Origin of the sequence: Methylobacterium oryzisoli (genome assembly GCF_046557895.1) — a bacterium.
Classification (GTDB): Bacteria; Pseudomonadota; Alphaproteobacteria; order Rhizobiales; family Beijerinckiaceae; genus Methylobacterium; species Methylobacterium oryzisoli.
Genome location: NZ_JBKIBX010000023.1, coordinates 14,834 through 30,755 on the forward strand (window position 1 = coordinate 14,834; position 15,922 = coordinate 30,755).

At 67.5% G+C, this 15,922-nt stretch carries 11 protein-coding genes, 1 tRNA gene and 2 pseudogenes; 6 read left to right on the top strand and 8 right to left on the bottom strand.

The window, feature by feature from the left end; genetic code table 11:
- The first annotated feature begins 73 nt into the window (after positions 1-73).
- From ACKUB9_RS20510 to ACKUB9_RS20520, 3 genes and pseudogenes are all read left to right on the top strand, one after another.
- Positions 74-724 (top strand): hypothetical protein, encoded by a 651-nt coding sequence (locus ACKUB9_RS20510; protein ID WP_407526284.1) that lies wholly within the window; start codon positions 74-76, stop codon positions 722-724.
- Between the two features lie 60 nt (positions 725-784).
- Positions 785-1,098 (top strand): annotated as a pseudogene (locus tag ACKUB9_RS20515) (transposase family protein); the annotation flags it as partial.
- Between the two features lie 191 nt (positions 1,099-1,289).
- The gene (locus ACKUB9_RS20520; RefSeq protein WP_407526286.1) at positions 1,290-2,363 is read left to right on the top strand and encodes an alpha/beta fold hydrolase; all 1,074 of its coding nucleotides are present in this window, start codon (positions 1,290-1,292) and stop codon (positions 2,361-2,363) included.
- Positions 2,364-2,550: 187 nt separating this feature from the next.
- Here the strand turns inward: ACKUB9_RS20520 and ACKUB9_RS20525 are convergent, their stop codons facing one another.
- On the bottom strand, positions 2,551-4,653 hold the full coding sequence (locus ACKUB9_RS20525) for a TonB-dependent receptor (protein WP_407526457.1): 2,103 nt from the start codon (positions 4,651-4,653) through the stop codon (positions 2,551-2,553).
- A gap of 420 nt (positions 4,654-5,073) precedes the next feature.
- Here ACKUB9_RS20525 and ACKUB9_RS20530 point away from each other — a divergent pair, with 420 nt between their 5' ends.
- Together ACKUB9_RS20530 and ACKUB9_RS20535 are read left to right on the top strand one after the other, a co-directional pair.
- Positions 5,074-5,754 carry a response regulator transcription factor gene (locus ACKUB9_RS20530; RefSeq protein ID WP_407526459.1) on the top strand — a complete coding sequence of 227 codons (681 nt, stop codon included), beginning with the start codon at positions 5,074-5,076 and terminating at the stop codon, positions 5,752-5,754.
- On the top strand, positions 5,738-7,066 hold the full coding sequence (locus ACKUB9_RS20535; protein ID WP_407526288.1) for a HAMP domain-containing sensor histidine kinase: 1,329 nt from the start codon (positions 5,738-5,740) through the stop codon (positions 7,064-7,066). The genes ACKUB9_RS20530 and ACKUB9_RS20535 overlap by 17 nt, the downstream gene beginning before the upstream one ends.
- A 317-nt stretch (positions 7,067-7,383) precedes the next feature.
- Here the strand turns inward: ACKUB9_RS20535 and ACKUB9_RS20540 are convergent, their stop codons facing one another.
- The 3 genes from ACKUB9_RS20540 to ACKUB9_RS20550 are packed head-to-tail and all read right to left on the bottom strand — an operon-like array spanning position 7,384 to position 11,457.
- Positions 7,384-8,604: an ABC transporter substrate-binding protein gene (locus ACKUB9_RS20540; RefSeq protein ID WP_407526291.1), complete on the bottom strand. Its 1,221-nt coding sequence runs from the start codon at positions 8,602-8,604 to the stop codon at positions 7,384-7,386.
- A 22-nt stretch (positions 8,605-8,626) separates the two neighbouring features.
- Positions 8,627-10,060 carry a glutamine synthetase family protein gene (locus ACKUB9_RS20545; RefSeq protein WP_407526294.1) on the bottom strand — a complete coding sequence of 478 codons (1,434 nt, stop codon included), beginning with the start codon at positions 10,058-10,060 and terminating at the stop codon, positions 8,627-8,629.
- Between the two features lie 41 nt (positions 10,061-10,101).
- The gene (locus tag ACKUB9_RS20550; RefSeq protein WP_407526300.1) at positions 10,102-11,457 is read right to left on the bottom strand and encodes an aromatic ring-hydroxylating dioxygenase subunit alpha; all 1,356 of its coding nucleotides are present in this window, start codon (positions 11,455-11,457) and stop codon (positions 10,102-10,104) included.
- 346 nt (positions 11,458-11,803) lie between these two features.
- Between ACKUB9_RS20550 and ACKUB9_RS20555 the strand changes: the two genes are divergently transcribed.
- Complete coding sequence (locus ACKUB9_RS20555) at positions 11,804-12,604, top strand: IclR family transcriptional regulator domain-containing protein (RefSeq protein ID WP_407526303.1); 801 nt, start codon at positions 11,804-11,806, stop codon at positions 12,602-12,604.
- 290 nt (positions 12,605-12,894) lie between these two features.
- Here the strand turns inward: ACKUB9_RS20555 and ACKUB9_RS20560 are convergent, their stop codons facing one another.
- From ACKUB9_RS20560 to ACKUB9_RS20575, 4 genes and pseudogenes are all read right to left on the bottom strand, one after another.
- Positions 12,895-13,713, bottom strand: a complete 819-nt coding sequence (locus tag ACKUB9_RS20560; protein WP_407526306.1) for a universal stress protein — start codon at positions 13,711-13,713, stop codon at positions 12,895-12,897.
- A 255-nt stretch (positions 13,714-13,968) separates the two neighbouring features.
- Positions 13,969-14,340 (bottom strand): annotated as a pseudogene (locus ACKUB9_RS20565) (transposase family protein); the annotation flags it as partial.
- A gap of 492 nt (positions 14,341-14,832) precedes the next feature.
- A tRNA-Arg gene (locus ACKUB9_RS20570) sits at positions 14,833-14,909 on the bottom strand.
- Positions 14,900-15,676, bottom strand: coding sequence for a GntR family transcriptional regulator (locus ACKUB9_RS20575; RefSeq protein WP_407526309.1), 777 nt, complete (start codon positions 15,674-15,676; stop codon positions 14,900-14,902). The genes ACKUB9_RS20570 and ACKUB9_RS20575 overlap by 10 nt, the downstream gene beginning before the upstream one ends.
- Positions 15,677-15,922: the final 246 nt, after the last annotated feature.

A 15,922-nucleotide genomic window follows, 5' to 3' on the forward strand; every position in this document is an offset into this window, starting at 1 on the left:
CTTACGAATTGGTCTATGCGGCTTCGCGCTCCTTCGAGGAACAGTGGCATGGGCCGAGCCGACTGACTCCAGCGTGTTGGACTGGACCGCGCCTCCCGGCCAGAACTACGAGGCAGCCGAGTTCCGCTTCTGGTCGCCGCCGCGCAGGAGATCGATTCGCTACGTGCTGGTGCTCAGCACCGGCATCAACGCGGATGGTCGTCCCATGGTAGGGGACGCGGCATGGCGGACCTTCGCGACGCAGGTCGGAGCCGTCCTGATCGGCGTGCGCTTCGTCAACAAGAAGGGAAGCGGCCTCTCCGACGCCTACACGCAGGCCCGGCATGGCAGCGGGAAGGCCCTGCTCGACGCGATCGGCGTGTTCGCCGCGCGCGCCAGGCGACCGGAGATGGTGCGCGCGCCGCTGCTCCTGTGGGGGTTCTCGGCCGGCGGCCAGTTCAACTACGGCTTCGTCGCCTGGAAGCCCGAGCAGGTCGCGGCCTTCGTGGTCAACAAGGGTGGCATCTATCCTGACGAGGCACTGCCCGCGACAGCCCGCCAAGTGCCCGGACTCTTCTTCCTCGGCAACAAGGACGCGGAGTGGCGACAGGTCGCCATCCGCCGTCTGCTCGCCCTCAACGCGCCGTCCAACTGGATCCTGGTCGAGGAACCGGTCGGCCACGAGGAGGGTGAGTCGAAACGGATCGGAGAGACTTTCTTTCGCAGGATCGTCACAGAACAGTGAGCCGCAGGCTCTCAATCCGCGCCGTCTTCCGGCGAGTGGGCTGGATAGATGAGGTTCCTGGAAGCTCACGGGCCGAAAGAGACCCACGACAGCCGCTTCGTGCGCCGGGCAGCCGAGGGCGTCTGGGTCGGGCCGTTCGAGACGCGTGCCCAAGCCGGCGTCGGCCCGGGTGCTGATCGACTCCTCGGCAGTGGAGGCGCACCGCCACGCTCCCGGAGGGGAGCAGAACCAGGCCAACGGCCGCTCGCGGGGCGGACGCACGACAACGATCCACGCGCTCACCGATCTCTTCTGCCGTCCTGCCGACGGGTGGCCAAGTCGCCGACCGCAAGGCCGGCGCGCTGCTTCTGGAGCGCCGGCCCGGTTGCCGCCTGCCGCGCCACCATCCATCCATCAGGAGCGGACCGTCCGCCTCTCACACGCGACAGTGCCGTGATGGCGCAAGGCCGAACAACGGGAGGGCGAAGCTCCGGATGGATCGCCTCACCCATTGCCTGCCGAGGTGGGTGACGCAATACTGGCCTGGCGAACATAACGAAGAGATCGACGCTTCGAGGGAGGTTGCATGCGGGCCCTGAGTCTATTGCAGGCTGCGACTGTGGGTGCGGCCTTGTCCTTGATCGGTCTCGTGGCGAACGCCGCCGACTATCCGGCACCCAAGGAGAGCGCCTGGATCATCAAGGACTTCAAGTTCCACACCGGCGAAGTCCTGCCGGAGCTGCGCCTGCACTATACGACTGTCGGGGATCCGAAGGGCGAGCCGGTGGTCGTCCTGCACGGCACCACCGGCTCGGCGGTCAGCATGCTGACGCCCGGCTTCGCCGGAGAGCTGTTCGGTCCCGGTCAGCCGCTCGATGCAGCCAAGTACTACATCATCATCCCGGACGCGATCGGTCACGGAAAATCGTCCAAACCTTCGGATGGGCTCAAGGCGAAATTTCCGAAGTATAACTACGATGACATGGCCGACGCTCAGTACCTGCTGCTCAAGACGCATCTCGGCCTCAACCGCGTCCGCCTGATCATCGGCAATTCCATGGGCGGCATGCACGCGTGGATCTTGGGCGTGAAGCATCCCGAGTATATGGACGCCCTCGTGCCCATGGCGTCGCAGCCGAGCGAGATGGCGAGCCGCAACTGGATCATGCGCAGGCTCTTGATCGAGACCATCCTGCGCGATCCGGCCTATGCCGACGGCGAGTATAAAGCTCAGCCGCCCTCGCTGCGCGTCGCCAACGTGTTCTTCGCCCTTGGCACCAGTGGCGGCACGTTGGCACTGCAGAAGCAGGCGCCGACAGGTGAGCTGGCCGACAAGCTCGTGGATGCACGACTGGCGATGCCGTTCAACGCCGACGCCAACGACTACATCTATCAGTGGGAATCGTCGCGCGGCTACAATCCCTCCCCGAGCCTGGAGAAGATCGAAGCCGCGGTGCTGGCCATCAACTCCAGTGACGATGAGCGGAACCCGCCCGAGACCGGGATCATGGAGCGCGAGATGAAGCGGGTGAAGAACGGGCGCCTGTACCTGATCCCGGCCAGCGACCAGACCACCGGCCACGGCACCACGGGCTGGGCCAGGTTCTACAAGCAGCAGGTCCAGGAGTTCCTGCAAGCCGTGCCGAAGCGGGCCATGTAGTTCAGCATCCACATGCATTCATCCGCACTCTCGGTGCTCGGAGGCGGTGGTTCGGTGTTCCCTCTGCCATGCTCGGCTCGTGCGGCGTGCCGGACGCGCTGGCGCAGTGGGGCGCCCGTGGCGCGGCCTCCGGCCCGACCGCGACGGGGCGCTCGAACCGCTTCGCGTCGGGGAGACCGCAAGAGGCTCAGAACCTGACGATGACCTGTGCCCTGATGGTCCGCGGTGCGCCCGGCGTGATATTGTTGTTGTTGTCGGCTGTGTAGATATATCGACGATCGAAGATGTTCTCGATGTTGAGCTGAGCCCGAACGGATTCGCTGACATCATAGAACAAGGCGAAGTCGAAACGATTGTATCCCGGCAGTCGGATCGTATTGTCGGAAGTGGCATAGGTGTGCGTTTGGTAGATGTAGCCGACGCCGACCGCGAACTCCCTGGTGACCGAGAACTTGTTCCAGAGGGAGAACGAGTTGAACGGCACGAGGCCCACCGTGTTGCCCTTCACGATCGTCGCGGAGGTCGCGCTCTCGATCCGTGCGTCGGTCAGCGCGTAGCCGCCGGCGACCTGCCACCAGTCGGTGACGTAGCCGTTGGCGCCGATCTCGATGCCCTGCGTGTTCGTCTTGCCCGACAGGATGAAGAAGCCGGCCCTGTTCGGATCGGGCAGGCGCTGGTTGGTGCGGTCGAGGTTATAGGCGGCCGCGGTCAGCTGGAGCACCGGGCTCACGTCGTACTTCACGCCGACTTCCAGGTTCTGGAACCGCTCCGGCTGGGCAATGGCGAGGCCCGGGGTGAATCCGGCGATCTGATCGCCGGAGCTCGGCAGATAGGACACGCTGTAGCTGCCGTAGACGGCGAGGTTGGCCAGCGGCTTGATCACGAGGCCGGCGCGTGGCGAGACGAGGTCGTCGACGCGGGCGTTCGTCGCGCGCGTGCGCTGGTCCTGCGCAGAGAAGTCGAAATGGTCGTAGCGCAGGCCGCCGATGATCTGAACGTAGGGATTGAGCTCGATCTGGTCCTGCGCATAGACGGCCGCCAGCCCGAGATTGTAGCGGCTGTTGGCGTCCGTCGTGCCGTTGTTCCGCACGATGAAGGGCAGACTTGCGCTCGGTGACAGCGGATTGACGACGAAGCTGGGTGCCAGGGTGTTGCCGAAGAGGACCGTCTGCCGGAAGACCTTGCCTTCCTGGTAGCCAAGTTCGAATCCTGCGAGCAGCGTGTGCTTGATGTCTCCGGTCAGGAACTTGTACGTGAAATCGTTCTGGCTGAAATAATTGGTTCGCGGGGTATCGTTGCGATAGCCGCTGATCGAGACGGCCGTGCCGGCGTTGTTGACCGGGCCGGCCGGCAAGCTGTTGATGTAGTAGCGATCGTAATCGGCGAACCGCAGTTGGCTGTGCATCTGCACGCCGCTGTCGAACAGATGATCAAGGGTCGCCGTGGCGATGTTGGCGTCGACCTTCGTGAAGTTGACGAGCGGGTCGCCGAAGAACGTTCTGATATTGTTGCGGTAGTTGTAGGCGCGGCCGAACTGCGAGGGGATGCCGCGGTCCGGGAAGCGGTCGTCGTGGAAGTACTCGTAGGAGAGCTTCAGCGTCGTGACCGGATCGATGAGGAAGGTCATGGTCGGGTTGACGCCGTAGCGCGTCAGCTCGCCGAACTGCCGGTAGGTGCCGCTGTCCTCGAACACACCGTTCAGGCGGAAGAAGGCGGAGTCGCTGATGCGATCGCCGACGTCGACCGCGACGCGCTTGTCGCCGAACTGACCGCCTCCCGCGACGACTTCGCGGACCCGCAGGCCGTTGGCTTCCTTGAGGACGCGGTTGATCACGCCACCGCCACCGCCACGGCCGAAGATCAGCGAGTCGGGTCCCTTCAGCACCTCGATTCGGTCGATGTTGTAAAGGTCACGATAATACTGGACGTCGTCCCGCATGCCGTTGACGAAGAAGTCCGCGCTCGTGCTCTGGCCGCGGATGATGGCCTGATCGCGGTTGTTCTCGCCCTGGGCCGGGATCACGCCTGGCACATAGCGGAGCTGCTCGGTCAGGTTCTGGAAGTTCTGGTCGCGGATCTGCTCCCGGGTGACGACCGTGATGGATTGCGGCGTGTCGATCAGAGGCGTGTCCGTTTTGGTCGCGCTCCGCGTCTGCTTGGTGAGGTAGCCGATCGTGACGCCACCCTGAGGCCCCACGACACCGGTGCCCCCTCCCGCCACGCTGATCTCTTCGAGCCTGATCGTGCCCGCATTGGCGTCGTCGCCGGCGCGTGGCGCGGGTTGCGCCATCACACCGGCCGGTGCGAGCCCGGCAAGTGAGCCGACGATGGTCGTCGCGAGCAGGGACGCCACGCGGTCGAGCCTGGAAGTTGTCGTCACGGCTTGTGTCCTGAATACTAGGCGAACGGCATGAATTGCCGGCTCGTCCGGGCGCTGGGCTGCCATTTCTCTATCGAGAGGCCAGCACGGCCGGTCAAATTACGGATTCCCAATCTTTCCAGATTGGAATGATTATTATTAGTATCAAGACGAAGCGAGATCGAAGAATGCTCGCACAAACCTGAGATAGATTTGCATACTTGTGGCCCTGCGAGCATTAATGCATGTCACGGCCCGCATGGTTGATCGCAGGAGAGGGCTGTTGCCCCGATGCCACAGGCTCGCGCCGCGTTCGGCGGCGCGAGGACCGACCAATTACGGAGGGCGGCCGTGAGAGTCCTTCTGATCGAGGACGATCTCGTCACGGTGGGATTCCTCACCGAGCGCCTGATGGAGGCCGGCTGCCACGTCGTGCATGCGTCCGATGGAGCGACGGGCCGCAGGCTCGCGGTTGCCGGAGGGTTCGACGTCGCGATCGTGGATCGCATGCTGCCGGGGCTCGATGGGATCAGCTTGGTGCAGTCGCTGCGACGCACGGGATGGCGCACCCCGATCCTGTTTCTGACGACGATGTCGGGCATTGAGGACCGCGTCGACGGGCTGGAGGCGGGCGGCGATGATTACCTCGTCAAGCCTTTCGCCTTCGCCGAACTGCATGCCCGCCTGCGTGCCCTCACCCGGCGCCCGACATCCGCCTCCGCGGAGACGCAGCTTCGCGTCGCCGACCTGAGGATGGATGTCGTCACGCGGCGAGTGTGGAGGGGCGATCACGCCATCGAGCTGCAGCCACGGGAGTTCCAGCTCTTGGAATTCCTGATGCGGAACGTCGGCAACGTGGTGACGCGTCGACAGCTTCTGGAGGGAGTCTGGGAGTTTCACTTCGATCCGCAGACCAACATCGTCGAGACGCACATCAGCCGCTTGCGCACCAAGGTCGAGCGGGAATGCGGGCAGAAGCTGATCGTGACCGTTCGCGGCGTAGGATACCTCATCCGTGACCCCGCTGCGTAGGTTGCTTCTCGGCTCGGGGTTCCGCCTGACGCTCATGTATACCGCGGCCTTCATGGTCTCGGTGGCCGGCATCGGCTGGCTGACCCGCGCGTCCGTGCACGGGGCCATGGAGACGCAGGCGCGGCAGCGGATCGAGATCGAGGCGGACGCCCTCGTCGACGAGTTCAATCACGGCGGCCGGGTCGATCTCGATGCGGCCCTGGCCGGACGCTTCACGAACCCGTCGGTCTACTATCGCTACGCGGTTCTCGATGCGGCGGGCCGCGTCGACCAGCGCGATCCGCGTCTCGGGCCGGCCCACTCGGGAGGCGAAGCGGTCCCTCCAGGCCTGATCCATGCTGTCCGGATTCTGGCCGACGGCTCGCGCATCATCGTTGCCGATGACCTCGCGGAGGAGCGCGCCATCGAGGACATCCTGCTGCAGGCCTTCCTGGTGGCTCTCGGGACCGCCGCTCTCCTAGGTCTCGGGACGGGGCTGCTCCTGTCGGGCTTCCTCCTGCGGCGCCTCGACGCGATCACGCGCACGGCGGAGGCCGTGGTGGCCGGCGACCTCGGCCACCGCATCGCGATGAACGGATCGGGCGACGAATTCGATCGACTTGCGGCGACGCTCAATCGCATGCTCGACCGCATCGGCGGCCTGCTCGACAACCTCCGGCAGGTGTCCAGCGACATCGCGCACGATCTCCGAACGCCTTTGTCGCGCTTGCGGCAAGGCCTGGAATCCGTCGATCGGCGCGGTGCGACGGTGGACGCCTATCGGGGTGCCGTCACCCGCGCGATCACCGAGACCGACGTCATCCTGGATATCTTCTCGGCCCTCCTGCGCATCGCTCAGGTCGAGGGCGGAGCCCGCCGCGCCGCGTTCCGGGTCGTCGATCTGTCCTCTCTCCTTCACACGGTTGCGGATGCTTACGTCGCTCCCGTCGAAGAGAGTGGCCGAACATTAACTGCTCAGATCGAGCGCGACGTTTTGATCTATGGAGACCACGATCTCCTGACGCAACTATTCTCGAATGTCATCGAGAATGGAATACAACATACTCCTGTTCGGTCAAATCTGAATTGCGTTCTGCGAGTGAAAGACAAAATCGAGATCATCATCCAAGATGACGGTCCTGGCATCCCGGCCGACCAGCGATCGAAGGTTTTTCAACGATTTTATCAGCTTGAAAAGAGCAGAGTGCGTGGAGGCCATGGTCTTGGCTTGAGCCTCGTCGCGGCGATCGTCGATCTGCACAGCGGATCGATCGTGTTGGCCGACAACGATCCCGGGCTTCAGATCATCATAACGTTTCCCAAGTATCCTTAGCGCGGAGTCCGATCGCGTCGCCATCGGATCCCGCTCTCAGTCTTCGATATGGTCGCATTGTCTGCGACGATCCGGTGATCGCTTCGTCGGAAAACGCTCTCGACTCGAGGCGTGCCAAGCCCAACGAAGCGTGGCCGCGCGTCCCTGCTCGGGCCGTGGCGGCCGGGTCGATGACGGACGCAGACCGGTCGCGGCGCGGCCCGCAGCCGGGCCTGTCGCATCAAGCGAGACCTTCCCGCACGCGTCACGCCTGAACGAGGGAGCGGCAGAGCACGGCCTGTGGATCGGCAGGGCTCTGGATCTCGAAGGATCGGTCCTCAATTGCCGGCGCCCTTCACCGCACACCCTCCGTCCTGCAACGGCCGGAACGCCCGCTCCCCCGGGATGGTCAGGACGTACTTGTAGTAATCGTACGGCCCCTTGCTCTCGCTGGGCGGCTTCACCTCGTAGAGGTAGAGGTCGTGCACCGCCCGCCCGTCCGGCCGGATCGTCACCGTCCCGAACAGCGGGTCGGCAATCGGCGCCTTGCGCATCTCCGCCACGACCTTGTCGCCCTCGATCGTCCTGGCATCGCGCACGGCCCGCAGATAGGCGAGGGTGGTCGAGTACACGCCGGCGTGGTCCTCCGTCGGGCGCCGGCCGTTCATCACGGCGGCGAAGCGGTCGCTGAAGGCGCGGGTGGCGTCGGTCCGGGCCCAGTAGAAGGCGGAGACGAGCTGCAGGCCCTGCGCCGCCTCCAGCCCCAGCGAGTGCGTGTCCGAGAGCTGGATGAACAAGGCGGCGAGCGTCATCTTCGGGGTGAGCCCGAACTCGCCCGCCTGCTTGATCGCGTTGATCATATCGGCGCCGGTATTGGCGAGTGCGAGCACCTGCGCACCGGACCCTTGCGCCGAGAGCAGCGCCGAGGAGAAGTCGGCGGTGCCGAGCGGCAGGCGCGAGCTGCCGGTCGAGCGGCCGCCATTCTCCGCCAGAGCCCGCGTGGCGTCGCGCTCCAGCGCGTGGCCGAGCGCGTAGTCGACCGTGAGGAAGTACCACGCGCGGGCGCCGCGCTCGGCCAGGGCCCGCGCCGTCGCGGAGCCCTGCGCCCAGGTGTCCGAGACCCACTGCACGGTGGTCGGGGCGCAGAACTTGCCCGTCAGGTCGGAGGTCATCGCGCTGGAGGCCAGCGCCACGCGGTTGCGCTCCCGCATCAGGTTGGCGACGGCCAGCGCCACGCCCGAATTCGGCAGGTCCACGATCGCCGCGACCTGCTCCTGGTCGAGCCAGCGCCGCGCGATGCCGAGCCCGATGTCGGGCTTGTTCTGGTGGTCGGCCGAGAGGAGTTCGACCTGCACCCCGCCGCTCTCCCGGCCGAAATCCTCCAGGGCCAGCCGCGCGGCGGCCACCGAGCCCGCGCCGACTTGGTCGGAGAACGGCCCGCTCATGTCGCTCAGCACGCCGATCCGGACGGGCCGGTCGAGCGCCCGGCCCGGAGCTGGGAGCAAGGCACAGGCCAGCATCACGCACGCGACGAACCGAATCCCACGCCCCATCGTCATCCCTGGCTCCTGCGTCAGTGGATCAGAAGATCTCGAAATACTCGCGCTGCTCCCACTCGGTGACCTCCGCCTGGAAGCGCTCGATCTCGGCGGTCTTGATGTGGGTGTAGTAGTCGACGAAGCCCGCGCCCAGGGCCGCGCGGAAGAACGGGTCCTCGCGCAGCGCGAACACCGCCTCCCGCAGGCTCTTGGGCAGCAGGGGCGCCGCGGCCTCGTAGGGCGTGTCGGCGCTCGGCCCGGGGTCGAGGCCGCGATCGATTCCGTCGAGCCCGGCCAGGATCTGCGCCGCCATGTAGAGGTAGGGGTTTGCCGCCGGCTCGCCGACCCGGTTCTCCAGCCGGGTCGCCGCGTCGCCCGGCCCGCCGAGCACCCGAATCATCACCCCGCGGTTGTCGCGGCCCCAGACCGCACGGTCGGGCGCCAGCGAGTAGGAGCGGTAGCGCTTGTAGCCGTTGATGGTCGGCGTCGTGAACACGGTCGCGGCGCGGGCATGCGCCAGGAGCCCGGCGAGGAACCCGGTGCCGAGGGGCGAGAGGGGACCCGGCCCCTCGGGCACGAAGGCGTTGGCGCCGGTGCGGGCGTCGCGGAGCGACTGGTGCAGGTGCCAGCCCGACGGCACCACGTTCGGGATGCGCGGCCGGCACATGAAGGTGGCGTGGTAGCCGTGCCGACGGCAGATCTGCTTCACGGCGCTGCGGAACAGCACCATCAGGTCGGCGGGCACCAGCCCGGTGGTCGGCTGGAAGGTGAACTCGCACTGGCTCGGCCCGTACTCGACCTCCATCGAGCGCAGGGGCAGGCCGAGGGCCAGCACGTCCCGGCGGATGATCTCCAGCACCGGCTCGACCTGATCGTAGCGCTGCTCCGTCAGGTACTGGTAGCCGTGCGAGATCAGGCTGACGGCGGGCGGCTCCCCGGGCTGCCCGGCGTCGGAGGGCGCCATGCGGGGATCGTCGAGCTTGAAGACGTGGAACTCGACCTCCAGCCCCGCCACGTAGTCGAGGGAGCGCTGCGCCAGCCGGTCCAGCACCGCGCGGTAGAGGCCCCGGGTGGCGAAGGGCACGGGCCGCCCGTCCTGGAAGTGGAGGTCGCAGAGCAGCCATCCGGTCCGCGGCGCCCAGGGCAGCGTGCGGAAGGTCGTGGGGTCGGGCACCATGACGACGTCGGCGGCGCCCTCCATCTCCCTCATGCCGAATCCACCCCCGGCCGTGAAGACCGGAAACACCGTGCGGTGCGCCGTGTCCTTGGCGAGCATCGTCGTGGTGATGGCGCAGCCGCCGGTGAGGGCCTTGACCGCCTCGGCGGCGACGAGGGTCTTGCCGCGCAGGATCCCGTGCTGGTCGGGGAAGGAGAAGCGGACGGTGTCGATCCGCTCCGGGTCGCAGCGCTCGCGCACCGCGCGCGCCGCATCGGCCTGCGCGGCACTCCACAGCCCATGATCGTCGACGAAGGTCACGGCCACATCCCTCCGGGCCAGCAAGCAATCGGTGCGCCGGGCTACTCGGCCGCCTTGAGGGGCGCCCCGGGGGAGTCCTCGGCCGGAACCGCGGGCATCCACGGGGCGCCGCGGCGGCGGCGGACGTCCACCTCCATCCAGTAGGTCTCCCAACCCTTCGACGGGCCGATCCCGTCCATGGTGGCGGGCCCCTGGATGCCGCGCGCGTGCCGCGCGTCGAGCACCATCAGCGGCGCGTCTCCCGACGCGGCCTTGTCGATCTGCTCGCGCAGGATCCTGCGGTAGAGCACGATCGCCTTGTCGGACTGCCCGAGATGCTCGCGGGTCCGGTCCTGGATCGGCCCCATCGATTCCACCGCCCACTGGTCGTGGACGTTGATGTCGAGCCCCATCCCCGTATAGGTCGCATGCGCCTGCTCGTGCGGATCGAAGCCGTAATCGTTGGTCTTGTTCTTCCGCGAGCGGTACGCCGGCAATTCGTAGAGCTCCAGGCGCTGGTCGCGCATGCGCTGCTTGTCCACGGGCGCCGCGTAGCTCGTGAAGATCGCGTACCAGTAGCAGTGCTCGTCGTCGACCGGCACGTGCCACTGCGTGATGGTCATGTCCGCCGACATCGGGATGACGAAGGCGTGCGGGAAGACTTGGTTCGTGACCCGGACGTGGGTGCGCGCCTCGTCGATCTCGCGCAAGGCGATCAGCCGCATGCCGTACTCGGTGCGCTCGACGTTGATGAGCGGCCGGTCGTACTCGCGCAGGATCTTGGTCATCGGCAGGTCGCTGTCGGCCGAGGCGGCCCGGAACTGCTTGCCGTAGGCGGCGGAGGTGTCCTCGTCCTCGAAGAAGCGGTGCAGGAACGAGGCGTGCGCCGGATCGATGCCGACCTCCAGGGCCTGCAGCCAGTTGCACTCGAACAGGCCCTTGAACGCGAAGGTGTAGGCGTCGGGCGCCACGAAGCAGTCGAGTTCCGCGAAAGCCGGCGGCTCGCCCTCGCCCAGATAGGCGAACAGGATGCCGCTGCGCTCGACCACCGGGTAGGCGCGCTGGCGAATGTTTTGGCAGAGCTTGCTGCCGGCGGGCTCGGCGGGCGTCTCCAGGCAGCGCCCCTCCGTGTCGAACAGCCAGCCGTGGAAGGCGCAGCGCAGGCCCCCGTGCTCCAGCCGGCCGAAGGCGAGGTCGGCGCCGCGGTGCGGGCAGTCGCGGTCGAGGAGCCCGTAGCGCCCGGCCTCGTCGCGGAACAGCACGAAGTTCTCGCCCAGGAGCCGCACCGGCACCACCGGGCGCTCCTCCTTCACTTCATCCACCAGGGCGGCGGGCTGCCAGTAGCGGCGCATCAGGGTGCCGAGCGGCGTCCCCGGCCCGCTGCGGGTGATCAGGTCGTTCTGCTCCCGGCTCATCATGGCGTCAGCCTCCGTCGCGCGGCGCTCCGGACCGCAAAGTGTTCATTGAACGAACTTAAGTTCAATTCTAAGCGGTGACGGGGGCATTGCAAGCCGCATCGTTGGGCATCGGCGGGCGCGCCCGCGCCCTGCCGATCCCCCCGGATTGCCCGCATGGACGTCATCCTGCCTCTCCCGGCGCAGAGCCGCGCGGGATCTTGGAGGATCGCACCTGCGTGCAGGAGACGGGATGCCGCGCCGTCCACCCGGCCGGCACGCCGGCGCGGCGCGCGGCGCTTGCCAGGCCGGGCGAGGCCGCGCACAGGGAACCGGCCCAGCGCCCCGGTTGTAGCATCAGAGACAGATCATGCCGCGCGTCAGACGGTCCGAGGCGGACCAGCAACTCGTCGACGAGCACGGTCCGGACTTCTCGGAGGCCCTGGCGCGGGGCCTGCGCATCATCGCGGCCTTCGGGGCGGAGCGCCCCCGGATGACGCTCGCCGACGTCGCCCGGGAGGTGGACCTGCCGCGGGCGACGGTCCGGCGCGCCCTCTTCACCCTCGGCTGCCTGGGCTTCGTGAAGTCGGACGGACGGCTGTTCCAGCTCACGCCCAAGGTCCTGTCCCTCGCCGCCGCCTACCTCGCCTCGAACGGCCTGTCCGCGATGCTGCAGCAGGCCGTCGAGCAGATCGCCGCGCAGCTCAGCGAATCCTGCTCGGCCGCGATCCTCGACGGCGAGGACGTGGTGTTCATCGCTCGGGCCGGACCGACGCGGCTGCTCGGCGTGGGCGTGGATGTGGGCTACCGGATCCCGGCCTATTGCAGCTCGATGGGGCGGGTGCTCCTCGGCGGGCTCGACGCGCCGGACCTCGCCGCGTTCCTAGACCGCATCCGGCCCGCGCCGCTGACGCCGCACACCCTGGTCGACCGCACCTCCCTGGCGGCGGCGATCCACCGGGACCGCGAGCGCGGCTACTCCCTGGTGGATCAGGAGGCGGAGGTCGGCTACCGCTCCCTCGCGGTCCCGGTCCGGCGCTACGACGGGCGAATCGTCTGCGCGCTGAATGCCGGGGCGAATGTCGACCGCGTCCCGGTCGAACGGATGCTGGAAACCTTCCTGCCTGTCCTGCGTGAGGCGGCCGCGACGCTGGGCGCGCGGATGATCTGAGGGGGCTCGGGTCGGGCCGGCCACGACCGGGGCAGATCCGTGCGGGTCGGCGAGCGCCTGCGTCGCCTCATCGGCCTGCACGCTGCGGGGTCGGGGCGGCACCTTGTCGGCCGTCAGGATGTCGCGCAGCGGAACGGCGCTCCGAGCTTGGCGTGACGATAGCTCGGCTCGAACGCTTCTGGATCTCCGGCGCGAGCCGCTGATCTCCATCGTGCCTGCCAGCGTTTGTGGACCGTGCGGCTCAGTCGGCCATCCGGTGGGCGATCTGCCGGAGTGAGCGGCGAGCGCACCTAATGGCTCATCAGCGTGCAGGCGGGTGTGGCGACCAGCAGTTTCTCGGTCACGCTGCCAAAGACCCGCTCGCGCAGGCGCGAGTGGCCATAGGCGCCGGCAACGATGAGATCGGCGGCAGCGTCGCGCGCCAGCCTGAGCAGCACGTCGGCGACCCCGGGACCGGCTTGGGTGCGCCTGATCTCGGTGTCGGCGATGCCATGTTGGGCGAGGTAATCGGCAAGATCGTCCGCACCGTCGCGAGAGGCTTCAGGAGCGACGGACGCGATGCAGACCCGGTCCGCCATAGCCAGGAACGGCAGGCTGTCATGAACGGCCCGCCGCGCCTCGCGCGTGTCCTTCCAGGCAATCATGATCCGAGCCGAATGCAGCGTCCTGATGTCGGGAGGGACCACCAGCACCGGGCGGCCGAGCCGCAGGATCATCTCGCCGGGATCGACCGTGTCGCTCCCGATCGTGGCCGGGCCCAACCGCCACCGCCCAAGAACGATGAGGTCGGCTGCCCGAGCCTGTTCTGCCAGGAACGGCGTCAACGCCCCGCGCGATATGCGCCACTCAGCCCGGGTCATACCGCAGGTGTGAGCCCGGAAGAGCGCTTCGGCCTCCATCAGTTGCTTTGACGCGCGCAACTCACCTTCCTCGGCGATGCGGGCGTTGATGTATGCGCCGCGACCGTAGTGGCGGATCGGCAGCGGCTCGCAAGCCGCGATCCCGATCAGGCGAGACGCAAACCGTTCGGCGAGACTGCGCGCGAGCAACAGACGTTCCGCACCACCAGATTCCAGTTCAACAGGAACCATGACGCTCGCGATCGTCACGGCGCACCTCTGACTTCGCCCTTCGCGCGAACCAAGGCTACCATAAAATTGGCTGTACTTCGCAGCGGGCTCACCGACGATGAGAATCGTATCCGTGCCGCGGTGATTGAGGCTCGTCGGTTCGCTGGACCTGAATGCTGGCCATACCAGCAGCACCGCTCGGAGATCCGGACGTGGCGCGTAGCCGAACAAGCGGCATGCGAACTCCTGACCCGGAGCGGCCCCTCCGCATCGCGGCTTTGGTCGTCCGCTTCGACGCGAGAAGCGGGTGTCGTAGAAGTGATCACACTCCACGACCCAGCGGTGCCGACCAAGCCTCTCGCCGCACTCGATGCCGCGCCGTGCGATGCGTGGCACGATCCCGCGCGCCCGGCACTCGTGTCGGCGCGCTCTGGCATCGTACGCCTTGGCGGCGTGCAGCTTGTCCGGCCGATGCCGCGGCCGTCCCCGGTTGGCGGTGCGCAAGGATGGGATGGCATCGCGCGTCGGGGCCATCACAACGCTGTCGTGCCGCTTGGCCCCGCTCAGCGCGATGCCAAGCGGCGTGCCGCGGGCGTCGGTGGCGAGATGGCGTGATGTCCTCGCCTTACCCCGGTCCGTCGGGCTCAGGCCGGTGGCAGAGCCCCTTCATCCGATCCAGCGCATCACAGGGCGCAAGCGCCACGCTCTCACCGACGCGGGCGGGACATTACGCTTGGTCAGGGTCTCGGCCGCTGACGTGTACGACAGCGATGGTGGTGTCGCGCTGCTACCGGCCTCGCACCGTCAGTGGCCGTTCCCGACCCGCTGCATGGCCGATCGCACCCAGAAGGACTAGCGCAGGGCTTGCGCAGCATCTCTCGTGGTGGAGATCGTCCAACCAGACGGTGGCCGAAAAAGCTCTGCAGTGCAGATCCGGTGCCGGATTGTCGAACCAACGTTCAGCTGAGTAAGCCGGCGTCACAGACCCGCCCGTGATCATGAGGCGGCGCCATCCTCCGCGCTGCCTGCCGCCATGATCCTCGTCAGATGCCTCGCCGGAGCATGCAGAATCGACTCCATACGGCCGAGGCTGCTTCCCAAGCATGAACTTTGGGAAGTCACGCTTGGCTCTGCAGTAGCTGAGTGTTTGAAAAGAAATGGCGCGCCCGAAAGGATTCGAACCTCTGACCCCCAGATTCGTAGTCTGGTGCTCTATCCAGCTGAGCTACGGGCGCCTGGCGCGGAGGGCGGTGCCTCCGTCGGTGGAGCCGTCATCTAGAGGGTCCGGTGCGGCTTGGCAACCCTGAAATTCATCGCGCGGCGCGGCCGGCCGGTGGCGGAAATAGGCGGGGTGCCGCGCCCGGAGGGCGTCGACGGCGTCGAGGGAATGGGAGAGATGGGCGCGCACGCTGTCCTGGGCGCGGGCGGGCCGGCCGGCCGCGATCGCCGCGACGATCGCCTCGTGGTCGCGCAGGATCGCGCGCATCTTGCCGGCCACCGGCAGGTGCAGCCGCCGCAGGCGATCGATGTGGCCGCCCTGGCGGCGCACGAGGTGCCACAGCCCGGCCACGCCCGCCGCCTCGTACATCGTGCGGTGGAAGGCATGGTCGGCCTCCGCGAAGGCGGCGTGATCGTCGAGATCCGCGAAGGCGGCCTGGCGGCGGATCAGCCGGTGCAGCGCCTCCAGCAGGACCGCATCCGGCGCCTGCGCCAGCACGCGCGCGATCTCCATCTCGACCGAGCGGCGCAGGAACTGGCCCTGCTGCGCCAGCCCGAGGTCGATCGGGCTCACGATGGTGGCGTGCTGAGGAAAGATCTCCACCAAGCCCTCCTCTTCGAGCCGCATCAGCCCGTCGCGGATCGGAGTGGAGCTCAGGCCGAAGCGCGCCTGCAGCGCGGCCCGCGACAGCACGGTGCCGGGGGCGAGCGCGAGCGAGATGATCTCCTGGCGCAGCGTCGCGAAGACCGGGCCGGCGCTGCCGCGCTCCCGGACGCCGGACATGCTCACCGCCTCGTTCATCGCGCCGTCGCCCTCTCGCGCCCCGCACGAATCCATAGCACGGCGCTCGCTTGACGCACTAATGCATCAGTGCTTCTCTCCCGGCCAGCCGGGCGACAGATCCGGCCCGCAGCCAGGAAACGCCCGCATGCCCCTGCCAGCGCCTGCGCCCGGTCCGTCATCGGCGGGTGTTTCCGCGCGTCCCGAGCCTCGTGCGAGGGGCGCGCGCCGTGCTGCGCCAGGTGATGG